The sequence below is a fragment of the Microbispora sp. NPDC004025 genome, assembly GCF_053604425.1.
In genome coordinates this window covers 150,576-170,579 of record NZ_JBSGHN010000011.1, presented here as the reverse complement: position 1 = coordinate 170,579, position 20,004 = coordinate 150,576, and the positions used below count along the sequence as shown (strand labels likewise).

Annotated in this window: 11 protein-coding genes; 5 read left to right on the top strand and 6 right to left on the bottom strand. The window is 70.0% G+C overall.

Annotation, left to right across the window (positions count from 1 at the left end):
- Positions 1-1,263, bottom strand: coding sequence for an ABC transporter substrate-binding protein (locus tag ACWEQG_RS25780; RefSeq protein WP_363466473.1), 1,263 nt, complete (start codon positions 1,261-1,263; stop codon positions 1-3).
- A gap of 135 nt (positions 1,264-1,398) precedes the next feature.
- On the opposite strand from ACWEQG_RS25780, the gene ACWEQG_RS25775 reads away from it, so the two are divergent.
- The 3 genes from ACWEQG_RS25775 to ACWEQG_RS25765 all read left to right on the top strand — a co-directional run bounded on the left by ACWEQG_RS25775 (position 1,399) and on the right by ACWEQG_RS25765 (position 5,120).
- Positions 1,399-1,905, top strand: coding sequence for a PadR family transcriptional regulator (locus tag ACWEQG_RS25775; protein WP_346226131.1), 507 nt, complete (start codon positions 1,399-1,401; stop codon positions 1,903-1,905).
- On the top strand, positions 1,902-2,651 hold the full coding sequence (locus tag ACWEQG_RS25770) for an ABC transporter ATP-binding protein (protein ID WP_363466470.1): 750 nt from the start codon (positions 1,902-1,904) through the stop codon (positions 2,649-2,651). The genes ACWEQG_RS25775 and ACWEQG_RS25770 overlap by 4 nt, the downstream gene beginning before the upstream one ends.
- Before the next feature lie 198 nt (positions 2,652-2,849).
- Positions 2,850-5,120: an ABC transporter permease gene (locus ACWEQG_RS25765; RefSeq protein ID WP_452288431.1), complete on the top strand. Its 2,271-nt coding sequence runs from the start codon at positions 2,850-2,852 to the stop codon at positions 5,118-5,120.
- A 50-nt stretch (positions 5,121-5,170) separates the two neighbouring features.
- Here ACWEQG_RS25765 and ACWEQG_RS25760 read toward each other — a convergent pair whose 3' ends face one another.
- The 3 genes from ACWEQG_RS25760 to ACWEQG_RS25750 form a co-directional block, all read right to left on the bottom strand.
- Positions 5,171-5,761: a superoxide dismutase family protein gene (locus tag ACWEQG_RS25760; RefSeq protein ID WP_452288429.1), complete on the bottom strand. Its 591-nt coding sequence runs from the start codon at positions 5,759-5,761 to the stop codon at positions 5,171-5,173.
- Between the two features lie 165 nt (positions 5,762-5,926).
- Positions 5,927-7,660: a maltose alpha-D-glucosyltransferase gene (treS, locus tag ACWEQG_RS25755; protein WP_452288427.1), complete on the bottom strand. Its 1,734-nt coding sequence runs from the start codon at positions 7,658-7,660 to the stop codon at positions 5,927-5,929.
- A 298-nt stretch (positions 7,661-7,958) separates the two neighbouring features.
- Entirely contained in the window at positions 7,959-9,647 is a 1,689-nt protein-coding gene (locus ACWEQG_RS25750; RefSeq protein WP_452288425.1) for an asparagine synthetase B family protein, read from the bottom strand.
- A 591-nt stretch (positions 9,648-10,238) separates the two neighbouring features.
- On the opposite strand from ACWEQG_RS25750, the gene ACWEQG_RS25745 reads away from it, so the two are divergent.
- Together ACWEQG_RS25745 and ACWEQG_RS25740 are read left to right on the top strand one after the other, a co-directional pair.
- Positions 10,239-18,419 (top strand): DNRLRE domain-containing protein, encoded by an 8,181-nt coding sequence (locus tag ACWEQG_RS25745; protein ID WP_452288423.1) that lies wholly within the window; start codon positions 10,239-10,241, stop codon positions 18,417-18,419.
- Between the two features lie 16 nt (positions 18,420-18,435).
- The gene (locus ACWEQG_RS25740) at positions 18,436-18,936 is read left to right on the top strand and encodes a hypothetical protein (protein WP_452288421.1); all 501 of its coding nucleotides are present in this window, start codon (positions 18,436-18,438) and stop codon (positions 18,934-18,936) included.
- 295 nt (positions 18,937-19,231) lie between these two features.
- On the opposite strand, the gene ACWEQG_RS25735 is transcribed toward ACWEQG_RS25740, so the two are convergent.
- The gene (locus ACWEQG_RS25735; protein ID WP_452288419.1) at positions 19,232-19,531 is read right to left on the bottom strand and encodes a helix-turn-helix domain-containing protein; all 300 of its coding nucleotides are present in this window, start codon (positions 19,529-19,531) and stop codon (positions 19,232-19,234) included.
- Positions 19,532-19,536: 5 nt separating this feature from the next.
- A complete protein-coding gene (locus tag ACWEQG_RS25730; protein ID WP_452288417.1) occupies positions 19,537-19,881 on the bottom strand; it encodes a type II toxin-antitoxin system RelE/ParE family toxin in 345 nt (114 codons plus the stop codon).
- Positions 19,882-20,004 lie beyond the last annotated feature (123 nt).

The window sequence follows — 20,004 nt, the reverse complement described above, 5'->3', positions numbered from 1 at the left end:
CTATCCTCCGGGCTGGATGACCTCGCCGAGCCCCTGTTTGAGGTCGGCGACGGTCTCGTCTACGGGTTTGGCAAGGGTGAGCGCGCCGGTGACGGCGCTGGAGATCAGCAGGCTGACCTGGTTGTAGTCGGCGGTGACCGGCCTGGGCCGGGCCGACACGATGGCCTCCTTGAGCGCGGGCAGGTACGGGAACCGTTCGATGAGCTCCGGGTCGTCGTACAGGTCCGCCCACACCGGCGGGAACGAGCCCTCGGTGAGCACGAGCCGCTCGTTGTCCCGCCCGGTGAAGTAGCGGATGAAGTCGAGAGCCGACTTCTGCCGCTTCGAGAAGGCGCTTATGGCGAGGTTGTAACCGCCCAGCGAGCTGGACCCGGGCCCGTTCAGGCCGGGCAGCCGGGCCACCGAGAACTTCCCGGCCAGCTTCGAGTGGGCGGCGGGTCCGTACGCGTGCGGCCAGTTGCGGGCGAACAGCAGCCGCCCCTCCTGGAAGGCGAGCCGGGACTCCTCCTCCTTGTACGTCAGCGCCTCGCGGGGGATCCACCCCTCCTTGACGCCGCCGACCAGGAAGCCGAGCGCGGCCCGCGCGCTGCCGAGGTCCATCGTGACCGTACGGGCGTCCGGGCTGAGGATCGACCCGCCCGCCGACTGGACGGCCTCGGCGAAGTTGACGGTCAGTCCCTCGTACGGCAGGAACTGCCCGGCATATCCCCCGATGTGATACTTCGCGCTCAGGCGCGTGGCCTGCTCGCGCAGCTCCGCCCAGGTCCTGGGCGGCTTCAGGTGCTCCTTCTTCAGGATGTCCGACCGGTAGTAGAGCAGGCCGGCGTTGCTGGTGTACGGCGCCGCCCACAGCCTGTCGCGGTAGATGGCGGTGTCCGCGACGCCCTTGAGCAGCTTGTCCAGGGGGAACAGGCTGCGGTCGAGCGGCGCGATCCAGCCGGCGTCGGCGAACTCCGCCGTCCACATCACGTCGAGCGCGAGCACGTCGTAGACGTCGTTGTGCGCCTGCAGGTTGGCCACCATCTGGGCGCGCTGCTCGTCGGCCGCCTCGGGCAGTTCGAGCAGCGACACCGGCTCGTCCGGGTGTGCCTGGTTCCACCGGTCCAGCAGCGGACGGAGGTACGCGGTGGTGTCCCGGCCGATCGCCAGTGTGATCGGCCCGGTGCCGTCGCTGCCCACGTCGGACTCGGTGCCGGTGTCGGCGAGCCCCGCACACCCGGCCACCAGGAAGGTGACCAGGACGACGACGGCTCGGCGAACCATGTGGCCTCCGCGTGAAAAGCCGGTTACATACGTGTTAGGTAGGTGCATGCATGTTATGCATAGCGATAATGTGAGCGTCAACGGATCAGCCCGTAACGCTCCGATAACTGCTCGATACGGCTTGGGGGTGGGCGCGTGCGGCAGTCGCTGCTGGCGCTCCTTGCGAAGGAACCTGCCCACGGATACGAGCTGAAACAGGCGCTGGAAACGATCTTCGGCGGCGCCTACCCGTCGCCCAACATCGGGCAGATCTACGTGACCCTGGGCCGGCTGGAGAAGGACGGCTTCGTCCGCTCGGTCGACGTCGAGCAGGCCAACCGGCCGAACAAGAAGGTCTACTACATCACCGCCACCGGCCGGGAGGCGCTGGAGACCTGGGTGGAGGAGCCCACCGAGGGCCCTCGCGTGCGTGACGAGTTCTTCATGAAGCTCGTGCTGGCCCCGATGACCGGGTTGTCCGACCGCATGGCTTTGGTGAACCGGCAGCGACGGCACTACCTTGCGCTCATGAGAGACCTCCGCGAGCTGGCCGACCGCACCGACCCGGCCAACCGCGTCGCGCTGCTCCTCATCGAGGGGGCCATGCTCCACCTGCAGGCCGACCTCGACTGGCTCGAACGCTGCCAGGAGGACCTGCCGTGAACGCCGGCGCTTCCGTCGTCCGGGCGGTCAACCTGGTGAAGATCTACCAGACCGGCGGGCTGCCCGTGCCTGCCGTACGCGGGGTCGACCTGACGGTCGAGGCGGGGGAGTTCGTCGCCATCATGGGCCCGTCGGGGTCCGGGAAGTCCACACTGGTCCACATGCTCGGCGGCCTGGACACGCGTACCAGCGGCGAGATCTGGCTGGACGGCAAGCGGGCGGACACGCTGTCGGAGAGCGGGTGGGCCGTGCTCCGCCGCGAGAAGATCGGCTTCGTCTTCCAGTTCTTCAACCTGGTCGCCAACATGACCGTGGCCGACAACGTCGAACTGCCCGCACTGCTGGGCGGCGTTCCGCCCCGGCAGGCCAGGGAACGGCGCGAGTACCTCCTCGGCGAGCTCGGCCTCACCGACCGCGCCGAGGCGTCGCCGGCGCAGCTCAGCGGCGGCGAGCAGCAGCGGGTCGCGCTGGCCCGCGCGCTCGCCAACCAGCCCCGGCTGCTGCTGGCCGACGAGCCGACCGGCAACCTCGACAGCCGCAACACCCGTGACGTGCTCCGCCTGCTCGGCAAGGTGCACGGGCAGGGCCAGACCATCGTGCTGGTCACCCACGACGCCCGGGTGGCGAGCATGGCCGACCGCGTCGTCAGCCTGCTCGACGGTCAGATCGTCGACGACGGCGCCATCCCGAAGTCGCGCCGGCGCCCTTCCGGAGCGGCGGGGGACGTCGTCGAACTCCGGAGCTGAACCGGTGCACCGCCAGGAATCGCCCGAACTCCCGGACGGCCCGCGTGATCGCCGGCCGCGCCGCCTCCCGCTCGCGGGAGACCTCGAGATCATGAGTCGTCCCGTCGCGGGGCACGCCCCTTCGCCGCGGCACACCGCGCGATCACGCGACGTCGTCCCCACGGAATGCCCGCCCGATCACGGCAGGGGGGTGGCGTGGTGACGGTGCGGACCGCGGAGCTGCGGTGGATCCGCGCGGACCTGCGGGCACGCCGGGGGCAGGCCGCGCTCACGGTCCTCGCGGTGGCGGGGATCGTCACCGCCCTGATCGTCGCGGCCACGCTGTTGGAGGACGGCACCAACCCCTGGCGCGGCCTGTTCGCGCGCAGCAACAGCGCGCACATCTGGATCCACAGCAAGGACGTCCCCGACGTGTCCGCGCTGCGCGGGCTGCACGGCGTGACCGACGTCGCCGGGCCGTACCGCAGCGCGCCCGCCACGCTGGTCACCCGCGGCCGGCGGGTGCCGATCACGCTGCAGGAGACGCCGGCGGCCTTCCCCGCGGTGGCCCGCCCGCTCCTGCGCGAGGGCCGCTGGCTCGACGTGCGCACCCCGAACGGCGTGGTCGTCGAGCGGTCGTTCGCCCGGGCCCTCGGCCTGCGGCCGGGCAGTCCGTTCAGCGTCACCGGACTCAACGGCGCGACCCACACGCTGACCGTCGCCGGACTGGCCGAGAGCGGCGACCAGGGCTTCTACCCGGAGTGGACCCCGGGTCTGGCCTGGACGCTCGCGCAGACGCTCAACGTCGTCGAGCCCGCGCCCGGCCGCACCGAGACCGTGACCGGGCTGCGGCTGGCCGATGCCGCCACCACCGACCTCGTCGTCCAGAGGGCCGTCTTCACGCTGCGCAACCAGGTGCAGCGGGTGACGACCTGGCGCGAGGTGCGGGCCTCGATGGAGCTGGACAACCGGCTGCTCGGCCTGCTGCTCGCGCTGTTCGGCGGTGCGGGTCTGGTCGCCGCCGCGCTCGCGCTCGCCAACGCCGCCGGTGGCCGGGTGCTGATCCAGCTGCGCGACATCGCCACGCTGAAGTCGCTCGGGTTCACCCGGGGCCAGGTGGTCCGGATGCTCGTCGCCGAGCACGGCACGCTCGGGCTGCTCGGCATCGCCGCCGGCGCGGTCGCCGCCCGCCTGATCACGGCGTACGCCATGGGGGAGACGGTCGTCGTGCCGTTGTCGGCAGGCCCTCTCGCGGCGATCATCGCGGGGACGTCGCTGACGGTGCTGGTCGCGGTCCTGATCCCGGCCTGGCGCGGCGGGCGCACCCCGCCGATCCCGGCCGCCCCCGCGGCGCCGCCGCGCGGGCACCTGTCCCGGCTGGCCAGGGTCGCTCTGCTCGTACGGCTCCCGCCCGCGCTCGTCCTCGGCGCCAGGGACGCCTTCACCCGCAGGACGCCGGCCGCGCTCACGGTCTGCGGCGTCGCCATCCCGATGATGATGATCACGATCGGGCTCGGCTGCTGGGCGACCCTGGACGCCTTCAGCCGCCACCCCGAGAGGGTGGGCCAGGCCGCGGCCCTGTCCCTGCGGCCGGGCGAGCTGACCGCCGAGGAGGCGCGCCAGCGCGCGATGGCCGATCCGGACGTGGTGGCGGCCTACCCGGGAGCCGAACTCGACGCGCTCGTCCCCTGGCAGACGAGGACCGTGCGGACCAGGGCGCTCGGCCTGTCCTCCGACCCGTACCCCTTTCCGGTGGTGGAGGGCCGGATGTTCGCCGACCGGGGCGAGGCCGTGGCCGGGCAGGGCCTGCTCGACCTCCTCGGCGTACGGATCGGCGACCGGGTCCGCGTGACGATCGGGGGCACCCCGCTGATCGTGCGGATCGTGGGCCGGGTGATCGAGCCGGAGCAGGACGGCGAGGTGCTGTCGTTCGGGGTGGACAGCCTGGCGGCCAAGGACGCGCTGCCGCCCCAGTTCTACGCCCTGGCGCTGCGGCCCGGCGCCGACGCCGCGCAGGTGCGTGCCCGGCTGCAGGGGCAGGGGCTCGAGGTGGCACAGGCCGTGAACCCGGCCGACCGGCTGGCGGTCATCCGGGTCATCATCGTCGCCCTGGTCGCCGTGCTGGCCCTGATCGGGCTGGCCAGCCTGCTGACCGCCAGCGCGCTCGGGCTGCGCGACCACGTCCTCGACCTGGCCGTGCTCAAGGCGATGGGCCTGACACCCCGTCAGGTGATGGCCACGCTGGTCACCGCCACCGGCCTGCCCGCGGCGGTGGGGGTCGTGCTGGGAGCGGCGGCGGGGGCGTCCTGCTCGCGGTGGCTGATCGACCTGGAGGGCCGGGGCAGCGGTGTCGGCGCGGGCATCGGCCAGGCCCCGACCCCGGGCATGCTCGCCGCGACCCTCGTGAGCGCGATCGGGGCCGCCCTGCTGGTGGCGCTGATCCCGGCCCGGCGGGCGGCACGGGCACAGGTGCCCGTCACCGCCCGCTGAAGGAACGGCGGACTGTGAAGCGGCCTGTGGCTCAGGCCCGCCCGTGCCGCTCAGTCCCTTCTGAAGACACCGCAGGCGATCCGGCCGCCCGAATCGCCGGCCTTGAGCGTCTCGGCGTCGGGCCCGGCCGTCCCCGAACGGCTGTAGCGGTCGGGGATGTTCGCCTGGTTGTCCGGCTTGGCGTGGACGACGATCGAGGTGCCGTCGCCGCTCAGCAGGTCCTCCACCCTGAACCGGTCGGTGACGACGGCGGCCTGGCCCACGCCGTCGCCGCGGACCAGGAGATCGGGCAGATCCCCGGTGTGCCCGGGGTGCGAGCCCGAGCCGAGATGCGGGCCCGCGCTGAAGAAGGGGCCGCCGGTCGCCGGGTCGGTCGAATTCGGGTCGCAGACGCCCTTGTCGTGGATGTGCACGCCGTGGAATCCGGACGGCAGGCCGGTGGTCCTGATCTTCACCTCGGTGCCGCCGTTCTCGTCGTTCTCCACGCTGACCGTCCCGACGTTCTGACCCTGCGCGTTCGTGAGGGTCGCGGAGGCGTCGACGTCGCGCGGCGCCGCCGGCGTCCGTGCCGCGGCGATCCCGGTGACGGCCGCGCCCGCGACCAGCGCGACGGCCAGGGACAGGTAGGTGTGCCGGAGCATGAGGATCCCCCTCTCGCCGATGCGAGCGATCCGCCCGTCTACGTCACGGTAGGCACGCCGGGCGAAAGGGGTGGGCCAAGGCGGCGTCAAGTCTGCCGTCGACGCGACGACGCCCCGCCCAGGGGCCCGTGAGGGCCCGAGGGCGGGGCGCGCCGGGCGGCCGGATCAGGAGGACGGCCGCATGGACAGCCAGTAGAAGCCGTAGCCCGGCAGCGTGAGCAGGTAGGGCAGGTCGCCGACCACGGGGAAGGAGACGCCGCCCCGGCACTCGACCGGAGTGACCCCGGAGAAGCGCCGCAGGTCGAGCTCGACCGGCTGGGCGAAGCGCGACAGGTTGTTGACGCACAGGACCACGTCGTCGTCCTCCTCCCGCAGGAAGGCCAGCACGCTCGGGTTCGGCGACCACAGCTCGGTGTAGTCACCGGTGCCGAAGATCGGGTGCTCCCGCCTGATCTGCAGCATCCGCCGGGTGAAGTGCAGGAGCGACGACTCGCTCTTGATCTGGGCCTCGACGTTCACGGCCTGGTAGCCGTACACGGGGTCCATGACCACCGGCAGGTAGAGCCGGCCGGGGTCGGCGTCGGAGAACCCGGCGTTGCGGTCCGGGGTCCACTGCATCGGCGTGCGGACCGCGTCGCGGTCCTCCAGCCAGATGTTGTCGCCCATGCCGATCTCGTCGCCGTAGTACATCACCGGCGAGCCCGGCATGCTGAGCAGCAGCGCCGTGAACAGCTCGATCTGGTCCCTGTCGTTCTCCAGCAGGGGAGCCAGGCGCCGCCGGATGCCGAGGTAGGCGCGCATGCGCGGGTCCTTGGCGTACTCGGCGTGCATGTAGTCGCGCTCTTCCTCCGTCACGGTCTCGAGCGTCAGCTCGTCGTGGTTGCGGAGGAAGATGCCCCACTGGGCGCTTTCCGGCAGCTTCGGGGTGCGCGACATGATCTCGGAGATCGGTTCGCGGCTCTGCCGGCGGACGGCCATGAAGATGCGCGGCATCAGGGGGAAGTGGAAGGCCATGTGGCACTCGTCGCCGCCCACGGTGGGGTCGCCGAAGTACTCGACCACGTCCTCGGGCCAGCCGTTGGCCTCGGCGAGCAGCACCCGGTCGGGGTAGATCCGGTCCACCTCGGCGCGGACCCTCTTGAGGTAGTCGTGGGTCTCGGGCAGCCCGGCGCAGGAGGTGCCCTCGCGCTCGAACAGGTACGGCACCGCGTCCAGCCGGAAGCCGTCGACGCCCAGGTCGAGCCAGAAACGGATGACCTCCATCATCGCGTCCTGGACGTCCGGGTTGTCGTAGTTCAGGTCGGGCTGGTGGTGGAAGAACCGGTGCCAGTAGTACTGCTTGCGCACCGGGTCGTACGTCCAGTTCGACTCCTCGCTGCCCACGAAGACGATCGGGACGCCGGAGTACTTGTCCGGGTCGTCCGACCAGACGTAGAAGTCTCCGTACGGGCCCTCGGGGTCGTTGCGGGACGCCTGGAACCACGGGTGCTGGTCGCTGGTGTGGTTCATGACCAGGTCGGTGATGACCCGGAGTCCGCGCTCGTGCGCCGCCTCGATCAGCTTCACGAAGTCGCCGAGGTCGCCGAACTCCGGAAGGATCTTGAGGTAATCGGAGATGTCATAGCCGCCGTCCTTGAGCGGGGACTCGTAGAGCGGCAGCAGCCAGAGGCAGTCGACCCCGAGCCACTTGAGGTAGTCGAGCTTGTCGATCAGCCCGCGCAGGTCGCCGGTGCCGTCGCCGTTGGAGTCCTTGAATCCGCGGACCAGCACCTCGTAGAAGACCGCGCGCTTGTACCAGCGGGGGTCCTGCGAGGTGAAATCGGTGATCTCCGGGAGATCACCGGGTGAGGCCCCAAGTGGCCCCGGAACGGGGTCAGGGCAGGGCGCAGCAGCGTTCATCTGGTTCTCGCTTGAGATAAGAGGGGGCGCGTGGTCAGGTCACACCCGAGCGTTGAAGCTCACGCCGTGATGTTTTGCTCTAGTTGACCAAAAATACCACCCAAGGTGGCCTGACCGAAAAGGCTGACAGGGGTTTGACATGCAGTTTTTACCTGTTTCCGGCTGATCACGTACGGCTACCGCACAAGCGCGCAGCCGGACGGTGCGGGAGACCCGCCGACCATCGCCGGCCGGGGGCGTGGACGGGGCGTGGACGGGCGCGATGTGCGGCGCGGCGGGGTGGGTGCGCGGTCGCGGGTCACCCGCCGGACGGCGCCGTCCAGGGCGGGGTGAGGTCGCCGAGCACGTCCTCGTAGTCGGTCAGCCATGCCCCGAACGCCACCAGGGCGCGCAGCCAGAACCGCGAGTTCCACGACCCGAAGGCGGTCAGCGCGTCCGGCCCGCCGGCGATCGCGTCCAGCATCTGGGGCGACATCAGCCCGGGGATCTCCGCGGCCTTGACCAGCATCCGGTGGTTCCACTCGCGGGCGACCGGTCCGTTCGAGCGGAGCGGCACGCGGCGGTTCGGCATCAGCGGGGTGTTGGTCGAGGGCAGCGCGGCCACGCGGGGGTTGGCGGCCCGGAGGACCTCCCGGTAGAACTTCCCGCCCTCCTTGCGGGCGACCGGCACCGACAGCGCCGCGTCGAAGAACTCCGGGTGCAGGAACGGGAAGACCGGGGTCGCCTCGGGGCCGACGAGGTTGACCGGCGACCGGGCGATGCCGCGCACGGTCCGGGTGTGCAGCACGCTCAGCGGCAGCTCGGCCCGGTGCCCGTGCAGCAGGGAGGTCGCCCGGGTGAACACCGTGCGGACCCGGTCGTCCATCCACGCGGCGGCGGCCTCGCCGAGCACGGGGACGTGGGCGTCGCCGGTCGCCAGCGCCTTCAGCAGCGCCTCCTGGCGCGACGCGCCGGTGCCCGCGCCGACGGCGTCCGCCGTGATCAGGAAGTTCTTCATCAGCGGGCCGCCCGCGAGACCGTCCACCAGTGCCCGGCCCGCGCCGTGGACCTCCCGGGCGAAGGGGGAGTACCACGCGTGGTGGCTGGTGAGGAACTCCAGGCGGCGCGCCGCCCACAGCGCCTCCTGCGGGTAGGCGGCCGGGTCCTGCGGCATGATCCGGTGCGGGATCCCCAGCTCACGGGTGATGTAGCGGGCGAAGTCGATGTCGTTGTCCAGCCCGTCGTCCGGGCTCGTGGTCCACGACTCGACGTCCATCTTCCTGGACACCGCCACGCTGGCCAGCAGGCGCGAGTCGTACCCGCCGCTCACCGGCACCAGCACCCGCTCGTACGGCTTGAGTGCGTCGTGCAGCAGCGCGACCAGGTCGCCGCCGGTGACGCCCCGGTCCACCGGCTCCTCCCGCACCCAGCGCGGGGCCCGCCGGTCGACGCGCAGTCTGCGCGCGCGGCGCGACCAGCTCAGCGCGCTCGCCCCGGGCAGGCGCCGGATCTCGCGGTACGGCGTGTCCTCCAGCAGCGGGTAGGTCAGCCGGAGGATCGCCGCCCACGCCTCCCAGTTCACCTCGTACGGCCGCCGGGCCAGCGCGAGGAGCGGCTCGATGAGCGAGGAGAAGTAGACGGCGTCCCCGTCCCGCAGGTAGTAGACGTCGACCAGGCCGAGACCGCCCGTGTGCAGGCTCACGGCGTCCGGCTCGTCCACCAGGCCCGGGGTCTCGTACGTCTCCGCGACCCGCAGCCACGCGTTCGCCCGGGGCTCGCCCCCGGTCTCCGGCCGCCGGTCGCCCCACGCGTACGCGGTCGTCCGCTCGCCCGTGGCGTACGGCGCCAGGGGAGCCGAGGCGAGCAGCGCGGCCTCCGGGACGCTGTGCACGCCCCGCACGGCGGGCCCCGACCGCGCCAGCAGGTCGAGCTTGGCCTGCTCGAAGGGCCCGACGGCCCCGCAGACGTACGGCCTGGCCTGGAATCGCGGCCACTCACCCTTGCGCACGGTTTGCCCTCCCTTGAACCGCAGCCGAGTCTACGGACCTCGGGCCGGCGGGGGGACCGGAGTCGGTCACGGAGGCGGCCGAGACCGGCGGCTGCCCGGCGTCGGCCGGACGAACGGCTTGGGCTTCCTCCGATACTCCGCCGACAGGCGCCGGTTTCGAGCCGACGCGCGGCGTGACGCTTCAAAGGTGGCAGAGCGTGATATTCCGCATGCAAGCCCATATCTAGGCGAAATATAGATGATCACCTCTTGAGGCCTCGCTTGGCGCTGATATACGTTTCTGAGCGTTTGCTGATATTTGCCTGTGAATGCTTTTTTGCGGGGCTGCTCCACCGCGCTCTGAACGTGACGAAGGTGTCGCCGGGAGAGGGCGTTTTCACCCCCGTCCGTGCGATTGCCTCTGGAGTGTGACGAGCCATGCGGCGTAGCCGTCTTGGGCGCGATTTCGCGCGCCTGTTTGTCCGGATTACCGTGACGATTCAGGTGGCGTTGTTATCCGATTTCATTTCCGCGGGTATCACGTCGGCGGCCGCGCAAAGCGGCCCGCCTCTCGTCTCGGTCGACCTGCCGAACGGCGAGGCTCCACAGCAGTTGACGGGGACGGCCGGCGGTCTGCCGCACCTGGTCGACAGCGCCGCCACGCGGGCGGGTGACCTGCCGGCGCGGAAGACGACCGAGCGTCCGAAGGGCAGCCTGCCGGTCGAGCAGCGGCGCAAGACGTCCGGCGAGCCGGCCGAGGGTGGTCTCGCCTCTCCTCCGCCGTTGCCCGCGGCGCTGAGACCGTCGCCGGCCCCGGCCGCGGGGGCGGCGCGGGACACGGAGAAGACGGAGGTCGTCGCGGCGCTGGCGACGGCACGGCGCACCAAGGCCCAGGTGCTCGTGGAGAGCGCGACCACCGAGAACTCCCGGACCTACGCCAACAGCAACGGGACGCTGACCACGCAGATCACCGCTCCCGTCAGCACGGACACGTACGTGGAGACCACCGAATACCAGAACGGCAGCTACCAGCTCGGGTCCGGTCATCCCTCCTCCTCCTCGCTCTGGGTCGGGACGAGCGCCAACACGTATGAAATTCCCACCAGCTATGTGCGGGACCGGGCGTTTCTGCGTTTCGACCTGTCGTCCGTACCCGAGGGCGCCACGGTGACCGCCGCCGAGATGCAGTTGTGGAATTCCAGCTCCAACGCGTGCAGCAGCGTTTCCGTGAAGGCCGCCATGGTGACGGAGTCGTGGTGGTCGGACATCGCCTGGTACGACCAGCCGGAGGTCGACTGGTCGGAGATTTCCGGGACGAACGTCTCCTCGTCATGCAGCAGTTCCAGCCCCAGGGCGATGAAATGGAACGTCACCGGCATGGCGCAGGATTGGGTCGCCGGTTATGGCAACTATGGGGTGCGGCTCACCGGCCCGGAGGGGACCAGCAGCCAGACGCGGACCTTCGCCTCCACCGAATCGTCCAAAAAGCCCGTCCTGACCATCACCTACCAGCCGCCGAACACCGCGCCCACGGTGGCGGCCCCGCAGATCGCTCCCACTGTGACGGCGGAGACGGGCGGGGTGGTGACCTCGCTGACGCCGGTGTTGTCGGCCGTGCTGTCGGACGCGGACGGCGGCAGCCTCAGCGGGGAGTTCCAGGTGCAGGTGGGCAGCTCCCTGGTGTGGAGCGGCACCGCCAGCGGGGTCGCCGCCGGGGGCAAGGCGACGGTGGCCGTCCCCTCGGGGAAGCTCTCCGACGGGCAGACGATCCAGTACCGGGCCCGCGCCAACGACGGCTCGGCCTACTCCGCGTGGTCGGCGTGGCAGACCGCGCGGGTGACCGCCATGCCGCTGGACACCGTGACCTTCCAGCAGTTCACCCCGGCGGACAACACGCAGGTCGGTTCGCTCACGCCGGCACTGTCCGCGTACGCGCAGGCGCCCGGCGAGGCGGCGACGTCGTACTGGTACCAGGTCTGCGCGGGCCCCAAGGACGACTGGACCTGGTGCGAGTCGTCGACCTGGGTCAAGGGCGCGTGGACGGTCCCATCCGGCAAGCTGCAGTGGGGCAAGACCTACTGGTGGTACGCGCAGGCGGCGACCAGCGCGGCGACGGCGACGTCGTCCTGGCGCAGCTTCACCGCGGTTCCGGAGCAGGACTCGATCAACGCCCTGCTGGCCGCGGGCACGGACGGCCGTGAGTTCAACCACGTGACCGGCAACTACACCCATACCGAGACCGATCTCACGGTCGCCGCGGTGGGGCCGCCGCTGTCGGTGGTGCGCACCTACAACAGCCTCGACCCGCGCACCGACGGAGCGTTCGGAGCGGGCTGGACCACGCGCTGGGACACCCGGCTGGAGAACGAGCCGCTCAGGTCCACCGTGCTGGTCACCTATCCCGACGGGCGGCAGTGGCGGTTCGCGGCCAAGGGCGACGGCACCTACGCGTCTCCGGCGGGCACCTATGCCACCCTCGCCACGCAGAGCGGGGGCGGCTGGCGGCTGATGGACAAGGAGTCCACCTCCTACTGGTTCGACTCCGCGGGCCGGCTGGTCAAGGTCACCGACAGCCGGGGCCGCACGCAGACCCTGCAGTACGGCACGGGCGGGAAGTTGGCCAAGGTCACCGGGGCGGGCGGGCGCTCGCTGACCTTCACCTGGAGCGGCGCCCATGTGACCGCCGTGGCCAGCGACCCGGTGGACGGCGCTCCCATCACCTGGACCTATGCCTATGACGGGGACCACCTCGTCAGGGTCTGCCCGCCGTCGTCCGGCGGCGCCTGCGCCCGCTACGAGTACGGCGACCCCTCCCAGTACCGCAGTGCCGTCATCGACGCCAAACCCCTGGGCTACTGGCGGCTGAACGAGAGCGCCACCGGCATCGGCAGTGCGATCACGAACGTGATGAGCTCGATCTCCGGTCTCGGCAACGGAAGGATCGCCGGGAGCACCGCGGACGCCATCGGCGGCGCCCCCGCGCCGCTCGGCGGCTCGTCCGACACCGCGATGACCTTCAAGGGCACGACCGGTTCCGCGTACGTCTCCCTGCCGCCCGGCGTGATCAACGGGCTCGGCGGCGAGACCACGATCGAAGCGTGGTTCAAGACCACCGGTTCGGGCACCGTCTTCGGCTACCAGAACTCCGCCACCGACGCGCCCAGCGTGTACACACCGGCGGTCTACGTGGGCACCGACGGGAAGCTGCGCGGTCAGTTGTGGACCGGGACCGTCGCGCCGATCACCTCCGCCACGGCCGTCAACGACGGAAACTGGCACCACGTGGCGCTGTCGGGCGCCAGGACCAGCCAGACGCTCTATCTGGACGGCCAGGAGGTGGGCAGCCTCTCCCAGCAGATCACGCACCTGGGCCAGTGGGACGCCCGGATCGGGTACGGTTTCGGCTCCTCCAGTTGGCCGGGCACCGTGAGCTCCAGCCGGGCCTTCCCCTTCGCCGGCTCGATCGACGAGGTCGCCGTCTACAACAAGCCGCTGCGCCGGGAGCAGATCCTCAACCACTACCGCACCCGGCAGGTCCGGCACCAGCTCACGAAGATCACCAAGGTGTCGGGCCGCGTCGCGGCGGTGAACACCTACGCCGCCGACGGCGGCCGTCTGCTGACCCACACCGACGCGAACGGCGGCCTGTGGAAGCTGTCGTCCGCCGCGTACACCAAGGACTCCACGGGCGCGTCCCTGGCCACGATCACCGTCACCGACCCGCGCAACGGCACCCTGACGTACGTCAACGACGCCTCACGTGACGACCGCCTCGTCTCCTGGACCGACCAGCTCGGCAAGACGGCCAGATACGAGTACGACACCGGCGGTTTCGTCGCGAAGGTCACCGACCGCAACGGCGTCGCCTCGCAGTTCGCCAACGACGCCCGCGGGAACCTGCTGGCGAAGACCACCTGCCGGACGAGCGGATCCTGCGGCACGGAGTACCTCGCGTACCACGTCGACGCCGACGACCTCTTCGACCCCCGCAACGACCAGGTCGTCGAATACCGGGACCGCAGATCCTCGGACGAGGACGACGACACCTACCTCACCACGATCGAGTACGACGAGCACGGCGACAGGGTCGAGCAGACCGGGCCGGCCACCGAGGGATTCCCCTCCGGGCGGTCCGTCCACTGGGCCTACACCGACGGCACCGAGCAAGCGGAAGGCGGCGGCACGACCCCGGCGGGCCTGTTGAAGAGCGAGAAGAAGCCGAACGGCGCCGAGACCACCTACCGCTACAGGTCCAACGGCGACCTCGCCGAGACCACGGACGCGGCGGGCCTGGTCACCCGCTTCGGCTACGACGCGCTCGGCCGCAAGACCAGCCAGACCGTCGTGCCGGCGGCCGAGCCCGACGGGGTGACGACCAGCTACGCCTACGACGGTCTGGGCCGCGTCGTGAAGGCGACCGGTCCCGGCGTCGCCAACGAGGTGACCTCCGCCACGCATACCGCCGAGGTCCGCACCGCCTACGACGTGGACGGCAACGTCCTCACCTCCACGCTGGACGACCTCACCGCATCCGATCCCGACCGCGTCACCACCTACACGTACGACACCCTGGGCCGGGTCAAGACCATGACCGGCCCCGAGGGCGGCATCACCGAGTACTCCTTCGACGCCACCGGCGCGCTGGTCTCCGCGACCAGCCCGGCCGGCACCCTGCTGCAGTTCGGCTACACCCCGCGCGGTGAGAAGGCCACGGTCACCGTCAAGAACTGGACGGGCAGCCCGGCCGCCCCGCAGCCGGCGACCGACGTGGTCCTGACGTCCTACGCCTACGACCCCGGAGGCCGGCTGGCCTCGGAGACCGACGCGATGGGCCGCACGACTCGGTACACCTACTGGGACGACGACCTCGTGTCCCAGAAGATCGCCGACGACGCCCGTCTCAACGGCTCCACCACGCCACGCGACGTCGTGCTCGCCTCGTACGAGTACGACTGGGCGGGCAACCCCCGCAAGACGGTCACCGGTGGCGGGAAGACGCGGACCGACTACGTCTACGACGCCGCCAACCTGCTCACCTCCCAGACGCTGGATCCCGGCGGTCTCGGGCGCAGGACCAGCTACGGGTACGACGCCAACGGCAACGTCATCTCCACGACCAAGACCGCGGCGGGCACCTCACGGACGGAAGAAGCGAGGGCGGAGTTCGACGACGCCAACCGCAGGATCAAGCAGATCGTCGAGAACGGCGAGACCGACCTGATCACCAGCTGGAAGTACGACGACCGGGGACTGCCCACCGAGGTCACCTCGCCGCGCGGCAACGCGTCCGGCGCCGACCGTCTCGACTACACGACGCTCAACCGGTACGACGCCGTCGGCCGGCTCGTCGAGACTAAGCAGCCGCCGGTCGCGGTCGAGCGTGGAGGCGGGTCCCCCGCCGACCAGCGGCCCGTCGTCCGGTACGGCTACAACACCGCCGGTGAGCAGACCGACGTCCTCGACCCCGAGGGCCGGGCCAGCTCGGCCGAATACGACCGGGCAGGACAGCGGACCTCGCAGAAGTCCCCGTCGTACACCCCGCCCGGCGGCACGGCGATCACGCCGGTCACCACGTATGCCTACGACGCCGCCGGCAGGCTGACCACGATCACCGATCCACGGGGCAACGTCACCACCAACAGCTACGACGCGCTCGACCGGTTGGTCCGGGTGATCCAGCCGCCCGCCGCCGGCGGCGCGACCCCGGGACACACGGACTACACCTACACGTTGAACGGCGAGCTGCTGTCGGTCACCGACCCGACCGGTGCGCGCAAGGAGGCGACCTACGACGATCTCGGCCGCCAGATCACCTCGACCGTCATCGAGCGCAAGCCCACCACGGCCACGCTGACCTCGTACTCGACCTATGACGACGCGGGCAACCTTCTCACCGAGAAGCGGCCCGGGGGTGACACCACCACCGCGACCGTCAACCCCGCCGGTGAGCTCACGGAGCTGACCGACCCACTGGGCGACACGACGACCTTCGGCTTCGACCTGGCGGGACGGCAGACCAAGATCACCGACCCGCTGGGCAAGGCCAGTGGCATCGTCTACGACCTGGCCGGACGTCCCACCACCGTCGAGAACCTGGACTCCACCGGCGTGACCGTGCGCACCCGCGCGATCGGCTACGACCTCGACGGCAATCCGACCAGCCGTACCGACGCCGAGGGCCACGCTCTCACCTACGCCTTCGACGCGCTCGGCAGGATCACACGAATGGTCGAGCCGGTGAGCGCTGACGACTCGATCACCACGTCGTTCGGTTACGACGCGGCGGGCGCCCGAACCCGGTACACCGACGGTCGGGGCAACGCCACCGTCACCACCTACAACAGCCTGGGGCTGGTGGAGTCGGTGATCGAGCCGTCCACGGCCCAGCACCCCAATGTGGCCGACCGCACCTGGACCACGAGCTACGACGCGGCGGGCAATCCGGTGCGGCAGCTCCAGCCGGGCGGGGTCGTCATCACCAACACCTTCGACAACCTCAACCGGCTGACCCAGCAGGCCGGCAGCGGCGGCGGCGCCGCCCCGGCCGCGCCGAAGACCTTCGGCTACGACCTGGCCGGACACACTGTCTCGGCAGGCGACCTCGCCTTCACCGTCAACGACCGAGGCCAGCTCCTCAAGACCACGAAGGGCGGTGTGGACCAGGCGGCCTTCGCCTACGACGCCAACGACCGCCTGGTGCAGCGCGGTGACACCGCGGGCACCACGACCTTCACCTGGGACGGCAAGGACCGGCTGAAGACCACCGTCGACCCGCTCACCGGCGTGACGGTCAGCTACGGCTACGACAAGGCCGACCGGCTCACCTCGGCGACGTACGGCGACGGCGGGTCGCAGCGTACCTACGGCTACGACGCCCTGGACCGGGTGACCAGCGACGTGCTCAAGACCGGCGGCGGCGCGGATCTGGCGTCCATCACCTACGGGTACGACAAGGAGGACCGCCTGACCTCCAAGGTCACCTCCGGCACGGCGGGCGCGGGCAGCAACGGCTACACCTACGACTTCGCCGGGCGGCTCACCTCCTGGACCGGCCCGTCCTCAACCACCACCACCTACGAGTGGGACGCGTCGGGCAACCGTACGCGGGCGGGGAACGACACCTTCACCTACGACGAGCGCAACCGCCTCACCTCCGGCGCCGGGGTCGACTACACCTACACCCCGCGCGGCACGCTGGCCTCGGCGACCAAGGACGGAACCGTCAAGGCCTTCTCCTTCGACGCCTTCGACCGGATGGTCGGGGACGGGAACGCCGACTACACCTACGACGCCCTCGACCGCATGACCGGCCGCACCAAGGGAGGCGCCACGACCACGTACGTGTACGCCGACATGAGCAACGACCTGGTCGCGGTCACCGACGGAGCCGGAGCGGCACAGGAGACCTACAGCCGGGGCGCCTTCGGCGACGTCCTGTCCGCCAAGATCGGCACCGGCGCGGCCCAGTTCCAGATGGCCGACCGGCACGGCGACGTCGTCGCCGGTTTCACGGCCGGAGCCACGAGTCTGGCCGGCTCCGCCGCCTACGACCCCTTCGGCACGGTCACCACCAGCACCGGCACCCGGCCCCAGCTCGGCTACCAGAGCGAGTGGACCGACGCCGACACCGGCGAAGTGAACATGCACGCCCGCTGGTACCAGCCCGGCACCGGCACCTTCACCAGCCGCGACTCCTGGGACCTGGAACCCATCCCCAGTGTCCAGGCCAACCGCTACACCTATGTCGGCGGCGCCCCCCTCGACCGCATGGACCCGACGGGGCATCAGCAGGTGGAGGTCTGCCTGACTGGCTTCTCCTGCGGAACAGGGCTCATATGCTCTGGTGACACCTGCCACGAGACCGACTCTCATGCGCGGTGGTTCGAGCAGTATGTGAATTCTCCCGGATACGCCTTCTATCATCAGCCGCTGCTGTCGGACGAGGCCATTAAGAGGCTCGGGTACAAGTACATGCCCACCGGACAGGCCGTAGAGGAGGGCGTGCCCTTCTACCAGATGAGCGCGCGCGCCCAAGAGCTGTACATGATTGGCTATTCACCGAAGCTCACACACCAGGAGAACCTCACGCTGGCCGTGGATTCGATGGTCGAGGCCGGGGACATGCAGGGGCTCGAGGTGATGATGGCGCTGCCGAGCGCGGGCGAACCCGGCAAGAAGTACCACGTGTCCGCCAAGAGCCTCGCCAGCGCGTGGCGCGCCAATAAGAAGATGCTGAAGACCCTGCAGGACTGCCACTCCCAGCTCAGCACGCAGGCATGCAAGGAAAAGATCGCATCGGACTGGCGCAACTGGCGGGAGTGGATGTGTGACAATGCGGACTCTCGTCCCTGTAGCCCGAGCAACGTCGCAAGGGCTGCGAGTGTCTGGGGACTTCCGCTGGAGCTCACCATGTTTCTTGTGAACACGCCTCCGTGGATCAGCATGAAGGAGTTCAACAAGGAGGTGAAGAACTGGGCGAAGAGCCGGGGCGGCACCTGTGAGAAGGACAGTGGGACAGGTCTCACCGTCTGCGGCGGACTCACCAGTGGCCTGCACTTCGGACGGGGCGGGACCACCATCGGTTCGGTGTTCCTGAACAAATGGAATCTGGCCGATCTCAGCCCCATTGTCATCAGGCACGAGGCGGAGCACATGCGCCAGTGGAACTACTACTACTCGCAGACCAAATTCTGGCCGACATTCCTCGTGTACTACCTCTCGCAGCCCACTGATGCCTGTCAGAACATTTACGAGAGACAGGCGGACGCGAAGGGCAACACATATCACTGCTAGGAGACTGGGAAGCAAAATGCGCGATCCCCGCCGACGCGGCGTCGTTTACGCCCTGCTCGTCTCGTCGATCTGTATGCTCGCCTCGACGGCGTGCGTCCCGCGACTCGGCGACGACCTGCCACGACCGGTGGGGATCGGCCGCGCTGCCGATGGAAGACTGCGGTTCGTCGTCACCTTGTGCTCCGGCGAGCGACTCTCCTCTTTCAGCGTCGCCGACCGCAGGACGCTCAAGCCTATTTGGAAGGTCTCGAAGCCGACCGGTGCAGTGGAGCAGGGCGGCGAGATAACAGTCGGCGACGCGAACGGTTTCAAGACCCTCGAAGTGCCGATGAAGTTGCCCATTCCGTCGAACGTCCTCGCCACGGCTCGGCTGACGGACGGGTTTGAGCTCCAGGTGTCCTTCCTGCAGGACCAGGTGCCGCGGGAGCTCGCCGAAACGAGCCATGTTCTAGACGGCATGCGGGAGAAGGTCTCACTGGAGGAGTTCCAGCGGGACGTCGAGAGGCGATACTGCTAGCCCGGCCGGTAGCGGCGCCACGGGACCATGCGGCAAGCCAGCGGCCGAGCTCCATGTGGACGGCCCCTTGGAGCCGGCCTTGCGACTGTCGTGGCTGTTGTCACACCTGCCACAGGGCGCTGACGGGCGTGGCGCGCAGGCGGGGGCCGGGGGAGGGTCTGGGTGCCGGTGGAGAGGACGATGCCGGCCACGAAGTCGGCGGCCAGCGGGTTGGTGATCACGCCCGAGTTGACCAAGGACCCGGGGCGTGTGCGCCTTGGATGCGTCACGCCGACGTTCGGCTGCACGCACTGGGCTAACTTGCCTCCCGGAAGGGCTGGAACTGCACGCTGAGCCGGACCTCGAGGGCTTCGGCGAGACGTTCCAGCATGGGAATCGTGGGCATGGTGCCGCCGGCCTCGAAGCGGGCCACCGCAGGTTGTTTGAGGCCTGCGCGAGCTGCCAGCTCCGTCTGAGTCAGGCCGAGCTCCTCGCGCCGCCGCCGCACCGCGTCGCCGAGCTCGAAGCGGAGGCGAGCGGCCTCGTAGGCGGCTCCGGCGCCGGGGCGATTCATGATCTCGGAGCGCTTGTCGGACCATGCGCTGCGCTCGCTCACGTCGATCACTCCTCGTCTGCCGTGTGTGCTTCCGCGACGCATCGCCGCATGGCCCGCACAGCTCGCTCGATCTCTGTCGTCTCCCGCATCCGCTGCTTGCGGAAGACCGTGAGCAGAATGATGCGCCTTCCCGGAGCGATCCAGTAGGTGATGCGGACCGCGTCCCGGGAGAGGTGGAAGCGCAGTTCCCGAAGCTTGCCGCACAATTGCCGGGTGTACGGCTCATCGAGAAGCACGCCGCGCTCGGCCAGCAGATCGACATAGAAGACGGCGGTCTCCTGGTCGTCCTGGCTGAGCGAGTCGAACCACTCGTCGACCTCGGGTTCAAGCTCCACCTTCCCCCAACTCATAACACGGACGTTATAGTCACGGCAAGTGCCATGTCCTTCGAATCGGTAATCGACTGCTCGCGCATTGTCATGGGTGCCGCGACACTTCCAGCGGATTCGAACCCGGCCCAGCGGACCTCGCCC